The organism is Pontibacter aquaedesilientis, assembly GCF_014773225.1.
In the GTDB taxonomy this organism is placed as follows: domain Bacteria; phylum Bacteroidota; class Bacteroidia; order Cytophagales; family Hymenobacteraceae; genus Pontibacter; species Pontibacter aquaedesilientis.
This window is the reverse complement of the sequence record NZ_JACXAJ010000002.1, coordinates 806,612-814,086: the sequence shown is the minus strand read 5'-3', so window position 1 is coordinate 814,086 and position 7,475 is coordinate 806,612. Positions and strand designations below refer to the sequence as shown.

Sequence of the window (7,475 nt, the reverse complement as noted above, 5' to 3'; positions counted from 1 at the left end):
ACTGCTGCGCTTTACCCCGAAAAAAAGCCAGACAGCCGTCATGGCCCTGCCCAGACCGGAGTCGAGGACGCTTTTGTGGTTATTTTTTGTGTCAGGAGAAGGGGCGCCTTGGGGAAAGGAATAGGAATCAGAAGTTACTGAGGAGTTGTGCAACAGCTACCTTTGTTGAGCTAAGTTATTTTTTCAGTTTTTCAGTAAGCTCAATCAGTCGGTCGAGTTCTTTGATGAACATGGCTTTGTTTGCCTTTATCAGCTCTTTGGAATCTGTAGAAAGATTGACAGGATTCTGAATTTGCTTCTTCCAGAATCTATAAAACTCGACTCGGCTATCGAGGTAATTTGTGAACTTACTGTAGTCCCGATGAAATTTCCCGCCGCTGTAGGTGAATACTCTCTGGAGTTCGAACGCTGGGTAAAGTTCAACATTTAAAAAACCAGGTGCGTCTTCTTCTATCTTGTTTACCTTCTCAATGACTTCATACTTGTTGTCAAAGTTTAGGTCTTGGTATAGATACTCACGTATTGCTTCACCTTCTACTTTAGGAGCTGCTGCTTTTAATGTTTTGATGAGTTCTTCTCCAGCAAGCCATAATTTGCTATCAGTCTGAACAAAGGAACTGCACGCAATAACTACAAGTACTAAAATTACTTTATTCATCATTTATAATTAAGCTCAACTAGCGTATAGCAGGAGTACCTACTCCTACTATCTGCACTATGTATTGAGTGAATTTCACCTATTCACCTCAATACATAGTGCCAAGCTAATATACTAATTATCTCACACTACCTACTTATTTCTTTCTTCAATAAAAATCTAATTGCCTGCACGGATTGCTTATACTTGTACCTTCATCCGTCTATACCTGCTGACATGAAGAAAGAAGAGCATTACCGGAGACTGGAGCAGCTATACCTGGGCGCCAATGTGCAACAGTTGTTCAGTGGTAGCACCATCAGCGTAGCCCATAGCAAGGCAGAAATTACATTGCCCGTCGATCCGAAATATTTCCATGGGGCGCAAGCGATTCATGGCGCTACTTACTTTAAACTGCTCGACGACGCAGCCTATTTCGCAGTGGCTTCTTTGGTAACTGATGTGTTCATTGTGACTGCTTCTTTTCAAATTAATTTGCTACGGCCTGTCAGCGGCGGTACTTTAAAGGCAGCGGGCATTGTGCGCTCTGTCGGCAAAAACCTGTATGTGGCGGAGGCTACCTTGCAAAACGAGCGTGGCAAAGAAGTGGCTTTCGGAACCGGCCAGTTTATGCGCACAAACCAACCATGGACCAGTCTGGAGCATTACAGACCGGGAAACCAGGAGGAGGAATCGTAAGAATCCCCCTAAGTTCTGCCAGCCATTGCAATTCAACTCTGTCTACTCACAGGGCCTCAATAGCTGCACGATCCTGTATACCTTTCGTCACTTGTTTATTTACAATTCAATGTTCAAACTCAGGCACCCTGCCTCAAAACTGGATTTTTTACTCACAAACAATATCTGCCCGCTCACACGGTATTAAAGTACGTTAACCCGTCATATTGGAGCTAACCCTCATTTTTGGAATTCTTACTTCGTAGATTAATCAAACTAAAAAATTACAAAACTATGAAAAGAATTATCCAAAAAACAACTGGCTTTTTGGCAGCTGCTGCCATGCTTTTTTCATTTACTGCCTGTGAACAAACTGAGGTAACTCCTGATGCATCTTTGGAGGCTTCTAACGCACAAAATGCACACAGAAGCAAGTCTTACAACCTCAACAAGACCTATACTGCTGAAATAAAGGCCTTGAATGGCTCTGGCGTGATGGGTACAGCCACCTTGATGTTAGAAGGCAATATGCTCACAGTGAACATAATGGCCAGCGGTTTGGAAGCAGGCATGCTCCATGTGCAGCACATTCACGGATTTATGGACAAAAACAAGAACGCCGTTTGTCCGCCTATGTCAGCCGACACCAACGGCAACGGGCTTGTCGAACTCGGGGAAGGTTTGCCATTCTATGGTCCTATCCTGTTAGATCTTGCCCCATTCTCAACAGCGCCTGACGGCTCTATTAACTATACACAGACCTTTCAGGTATCTGCAGGGGTACTTCCATTGCAAAACAATGTCATCGTACTGCATGGCATGACGGTTGACGGCGTGTACTGGCCTTCACTTCCTGTTGCCTGCGGAGAGATCAAAGTCATGAACAACGGAAACAGATAGTAGAGAAGCACCGCATCAAAATCAAAAAGGGCACAGCCGGTTGGCTGTGCCCTTTTTGATGCGCCGTGTACATAACGCTACTCCTGTGGAGCGGCAGAAACCTGCGGCTCAATTAACTCTAGGCCATAGTCTTTGCCTTTCACCAACGAAGGTACGCCCTGCTCCATCCACTTCGGTGCCGGAGCGCCTTTCAGGTAGTGGTCAAAGAACTGCGACATGCGCACCGACAGATCCTTGCGGTTTTTGCGCTGCACCAGGTTGTGATCTTCGCCGTTGTAAACCAGCATCCACACGGGTTTGTTAAGCCGGCGAAGGGCCATGAAATACTCGATGCCCTGGTACCAAGGCACAGCACCGTCCTGATCGTTGTGCATAATCAACAGTGGCGTCTTTACGCGATCGGCGAAGAAGATCGGTGAGTTCTCAATAAACTGCATCGGCTTCTCCCACAGGGTGCCACCAATGCGGCTTTGCGTGCGCTCATACTGGAACTGGCGGCTCAGGCCAGTACCCCAACGTATGCCTCCGTAGGCACTTGTCATGTTGGATACAGGTGCTCCGGCCATGGCAGCCTTAAACAGATTGGTGCGCGTCACCATATAGGCGATCTGGTAGCCACCCCAGCTCTGCCCTTGCAGTGCCATGTTCTTGTCATCCACAAAGCCTTGCGCCACCAGACTCTGCACACCAGGTATAATACAGTCCATGGCACTCTCGCCCGGATAACCGTCGGTATACACAATGTCTGGCACAAACACGAGGTAGTCGTTGCTTACAAAATAAGGGATGTTGATGGTAGAGGCGCTCGGAGCCGGCACCCGATGGCTGTGCAGTCCATCGGAAGAACGCTCGTAGAAATACACCAGCATCGGATATTTCTTATTCGGGTCGAAGTTCTCTGGCTTGAACAGCAGCCCCTCCAAAGGTATACCGTCCGTTGATTTCCAGTTCACCAACTCCACATTGCCCCAGCGGTACTCACTCATCTGCGGGTTGGCATCGCTCAGCTTTTCTACTTGGGCAAAGCGCAGGTCTGAGGTATAGAGGTCGCTATACTCCCGGAAAGAACCGCGCCGGAAAGTGATCCGGTCAGTGTTTTTCGCCTTGCGGAAAGCCAGGTATGAGTTCGGCGACATGACCAGTTTCTCAGGCTGCGCCGTTTTGCTCACATAGTCGCGGAAGAAACCGGCCGACTTGTCGGTATAGTTGAAGGCACTCAGGTATAGCGTGGCGTTTTCCGGAATGAATTTCTCCTCTTCGTCCAGTTGCTCGTAGCGCAGACGCAGCTTATTGTTGCGGCCATACCGGTCGGTCAGGTTTTCCGGGGCTTTCTTGCCGCTCGGGTCCAGTTTCCAGATGTCGTATCGGTCGTACACCAGCAGGGCATTGTCTTTTTCTACCCAGCCAGCTGCGCCATGGGCCCCTGGCAAGGCCGGTACATCATTGTCCTCTTCATAGAAAGGCAGGCCAATGCGCTTGGTCAGATTTATGTTAGCGCCCCCCTTGGCCGACATGGTGTGCCAGCTGCTGTCGGTTGGCTCATACCAATATACATACTGGCCCTGTGGCGAGAGGCGCGGATAGCCGCGTGTCTCCGACAGGATCTGTTTGGTGGTGCCTTTCTTCAAATCGATCAGGTAGGCATCTTTGCGGGTTGGCGTGTCGTAGCCTATTGTCAGCTTATACTTCTCGTCGCTCACGCCAAGGGCCACATCGCCTTGTCCGTAGGCATCCAGGTATACGTCTGGCATTTCGAGGGTGGCCAGCTGCTGCATTTTCTTGCCGCGCAGGTCGTATAGGGCCAGGAAAGAACGCTTCTGGTCGCGGCTCAGCTGCTTGAGCTGCATCGGCTGTATGAGCGGATCTTTGTAAGACCAGATGTCGAGGCTTACTTTCTCTTCTTCCAGTTTGGTGGTGTCTTTCTCGAAGCGTGTCGGGCGCGGGAAGGTGCCAAAGAACAGGCGCTTGCCATCCTCCGAAAAACGCAGGTTGCCGTGCTCGCTCACCATCCAGGCCTGCGGCATTCCTTTCGTCACCGTATCGGCCAGCGTAATTGCTTTGTTGTCCTTTTTAGTCCAGTGGTAAAGGTTGAAATAACGGATCTCCGCCCCTACCGAGTCTTTGGTCGCCACGTAGGCCAGTTGCTCGCCGGTTTTGTCTGTGCTTATACCTTTGTAAGTCACCTTGCCCGTGTCGATCGGCATAACCTTGAGGTCGGCCGTGCTAAAGGCGTACACCCCCGCCGTGTGTAGCGAGTCGAGTTCGTCTTTCACAAAATAGAGCATGTTGCCCTTCTCAGAAAACATGAAGTCCACCACCCGGTTAAAGCGGTGCTCCTGTCCGGACTGCAGGTTGCGCAGCACCAGCTCTGTGCCCTCCGACTTTTTCTGCTTTGGTTTGGCGGCTGGTTTGGCGGCTACGGTTTTGGCCGGTTCGGTTTTGGCCTCGGTTGTTTTGGGTGCTTCAGGTATAGCTGGCGTCTCAGCTTTTGTTTCCTCCTTTTTGGCAGCTTCTTTCTTTGCCGGAAGCGGCTTTTCCAGCTGATAGGCTACCCAGTTACTTCCTTCTTTTGGCAGTTTATAGGATTTCACGCGCGGCACCTTCACCACGTTCATGTTCTCCAATGTGACGATAGCCAGCGAGTCCTTAGGCAGATCATCGCCTTTTTTCTTCTTCAGTTTGAGCGCACGCACTGTGTTATACTCCGGCTTAATCTGGAACACGGCGTAGCGGCTGTCGTTCGTAAATTCCGCCTTTGTGCCACGGGCAAACTCCCGCATCGCTTTGCTGGCGTAGTTTCGGATGTAGAGGGCGCCATCGCCTTCCTGCGGATCGACGTTAAACAGCACGTACTGGCCGTTGTTGGAGATCTTGTCGCCGCCTACGCCCTTCCAGCTATCGTATACGTCGTGGGTGAGTGGTTTTTTGGTGGCTTGCTGCTGTGCCTGGACCTGGCTTAAACCGGCTCCAAACAGCGCCATCAACACTAAAAGGTTCTTCATTGTAGAGATTAGGCTATCGGTTAGGGAATTGTGATTGATTCTTTAAATGTACTAATTATTTTGTGTGAATGCGTGTTATACCTTTAGAGGGAATTATATGGGCAGGGTTTAACGTCAGATGGTCCTGGCCGGCAATTTCATATTTAATTTCTAAATCGGCATATGCGCTTTCCTACCTGACTACACAAATAATTTATCCGTTTTCAGAGAGGCAGCAATAGAGCAAAACACAGATCAGCGATTCAACAAAAAGGCTGTTAAAATATTCAGCAGCCATTTGCCTAACGATTGTTTGGTTTTCAGCTTGATTCCTGATAATTTCACACTATAAAACTATTTAGACACAATCTTATGCAAACGAAAGAAGTATATATCATTTCAGCTGTACGTACTCCGATCGGAAGTTTTGGTGGCGTTTTGGCCAGCCTTTCTGCCACGGAGCTGGGTGCAGCCGCTATTAAAGGCGCGCTTGAAAAAGCGGGTGTTGACAAAGATCAGGTACAGGAAGTGATCATGGGCAATGTGCTTTCTGCAAACGTAGGTCAGGCTCCGGCACGCCAGGCGGCTGTGAAGGCCGGACTTGGCTATAACGTAGAGTGTACGACTATCAACAAGGTATGCGCGTCAGGCACAAAAGCCATTATGTATGCGGCGCAGGCAATCATGCTGGGTCACAAAGACGTGATCGTGGCAGGTGGTATGGAAAGCATGTCAAATGTGCCTTACTACCTCGACAAAGCTCGTTTCGGCGCTAAGTTAGGCCATGGTCAGATGATCGACGGTTTGATGAAAGACGGCCTGTGGGACGTTTACAACGACTTCCATATGGGCAATGCCGCTGAGAACACGGCCCGTGAGATGAAGATCACCCGTGAAATGCAGGATGAGTACGCTATCAGCTCTTACAAGAGATCAGCCGAAGCTGCTGAAGCAGGTATGATGAAAGACGAGATCGTGCCGGTGGAGATCCCGCAGCGTGGCAAAGACCCGATCGTGGTATCGGAAGATGAAGAGTACAAGAAAGTAAATTTTGATAAAATTGCTGGTCTGCGCCCTGTGTTTGACAAGGCGGGTACAGTAACAGCGGCCAACGCTTCTACCCTGAACGACGGTGCGGCGGCACTCGTGCTGATGAGCAAAGAGAAGGCGGAGGAACTGGGCGTGAAGCCTATCGCTAAGATCCTTGGTTTTGCAGACGCGGAGCAAGACCCTATCTGGTTTACAACAACGCCATCATTGGCTATACCTAAGGCTTTGAAAAACGCCGGCGTATCGCCTGAGGAAGTAGATTTCTACGAGATCAACGAAGCGTTTTCTGTTGTGTCGATCGCGAACAACCAGAACCTGGGTCTGGAAGGCGGCAATGTGAACGTGTTTGGTGGAGCTGTATCTTTAGGTCACCCGCTAGGCGCTTCAGGAGCCCGCATCGTGACGACGCTTTGCAATGTGCTGGACAAAAAAGGCGGTAAAATTGGTGTGACCGGTATCTGCAACGGCGGTGGCGGAGCTTCTGCCCTTGTAATCGAGAAAATGTAATTACCCTAACAGGTATATTTTTTGCAGGAAGCCTTACGTTATACCGTAAGGCTTCTTTTTTATACATAAGCGGCACATCGATACATGAGTAATTTAGCTATTCAAAATTAGTAATGGTACAGCACTTACACGAAACATTAAACTGATTCCTATACTTTTGATGTTCATGCATTTTAATACACTATGTCACTAGAAACCGAACTGGCCAAATTCTGGGAATGGGCCAATATGACGCCCGAAACCTATAATGAGCAAAGAGGCTTAGGCGAGTGGGAAGTTGAGTACCCCGGCTGGGAAGTACTGTACAAGGTGGCCAATGAAGCACTGGAACAGCTAAACCAGGAATTCAACCACGATCTGGCGCAGCTGCTGGTATACGCACTATCCATTGATAACGAGGCTGGCTTGTTGCTGAAAAGCGTGGAGGAGAAACTGGATGATAAGCTGCGCTTTGTACGAAAAGCTGTTTACTCAGACCAGCCACAGGCCAGGTGGCAAATGGCTGAACTACTCTCACATACAGAAGTGGAGGGCCGCGAGAAAATGCTCCTGCACCTGATCAACAGCGAGGAAGACAAGTATGTGAAAAGACGTGCCCTGCTGAGTTTGAGCCAGGTAAACCCTACCAAGGCGATTGAACTGGCGAAACCCTATGTAAGAGACACAGACCCTTTCCTCAAGTTGGTGGCCAAAGAGATCATCAAAAAGAAGGTATAGCTTCC

Annotated in this window: 6 protein-coding genes; 4 read left to right on the top strand and 2 right to left on the bottom strand. The window is 49.2% G+C overall.

Annotated elements, in window-relative coordinates; all coding sequences use genetic code 11:
* Nucleotides 1–175: 175 nt before the first annotated feature.
* Nucleotides 176–661, bottom strand: coding sequence for a hypothetical protein (locus H9Q13_RS08505; protein ID WP_191183322.1), 486 nt, complete (start codon nucleotides 659–661; stop codon nucleotides 176–178).
* 213 nt (nucleotides 662–874) lie between these two features.
* Here H9Q13_RS08505 and H9Q13_RS08500 point away from each other — a divergent pair, with 213 nt between their 5' ends.
* Complete coding sequence (locus H9Q13_RS08500) at nucleotides 875–1,336, top strand: PaaI family thioesterase (RefSeq protein ID WP_191183321.1); 462 nt, start codon at nucleotides 875–877, stop codon at nucleotides 1,334–1,336.
* 273 nt (nucleotides 1,337–1,609) lie between these two features.
* Nucleotides 1,610–2,215, top strand: a complete 606-nt coding sequence (locus tag H9Q13_RS08495) for a hypothetical protein (RefSeq protein WP_191183320.1) — start codon at nucleotides 1,610–1,612, stop codon at nucleotides 2,213–2,215.
* 77 nt (nucleotides 2,216–2,292) lie between these two features.
* Here H9Q13_RS08495 and H9Q13_RS08490 read toward each other — a convergent pair whose 3' ends face one another.
* Nucleotides 2,293–5,217, bottom strand: coding sequence for a S9 family peptidase (locus H9Q13_RS08490; RefSeq protein WP_191183319.1), 2,925 nt, complete (start codon nucleotides 5,215–5,217; stop codon nucleotides 2,293–2,295).
* A 351-nt stretch (nucleotides 5,218–5,568) separates the two neighbouring features.
* On the opposite strand from H9Q13_RS08490, the gene H9Q13_RS08485 reads away from it, so the two are divergent.
* Both H9Q13_RS08485 and H9Q13_RS08480 read left to right on the top strand, forming a co-directional pair.
* Nucleotides 5,569–6,753 (top strand): acetyl-CoA C-acyltransferase, encoded by a 1,185-nt coding sequence (locus tag H9Q13_RS08485; protein WP_191183318.1) that lies wholly within the window; start codon nucleotides 5,569–5,571, stop codon nucleotides 6,751–6,753.
* A 183-nt stretch (nucleotides 6,754–6,936) separates the two neighbouring features.
* Complete coding sequence (locus tag H9Q13_RS08480; protein ID WP_191183317.1) at nucleotides 6,937–7,470, top strand: HEAT repeat domain-containing protein; 534 nt, start codon at nucleotides 6,937–6,939, stop codon at nucleotides 7,468–7,470.
* Nucleotides 7,471–7,475: the final 5 nt, after the last annotated feature.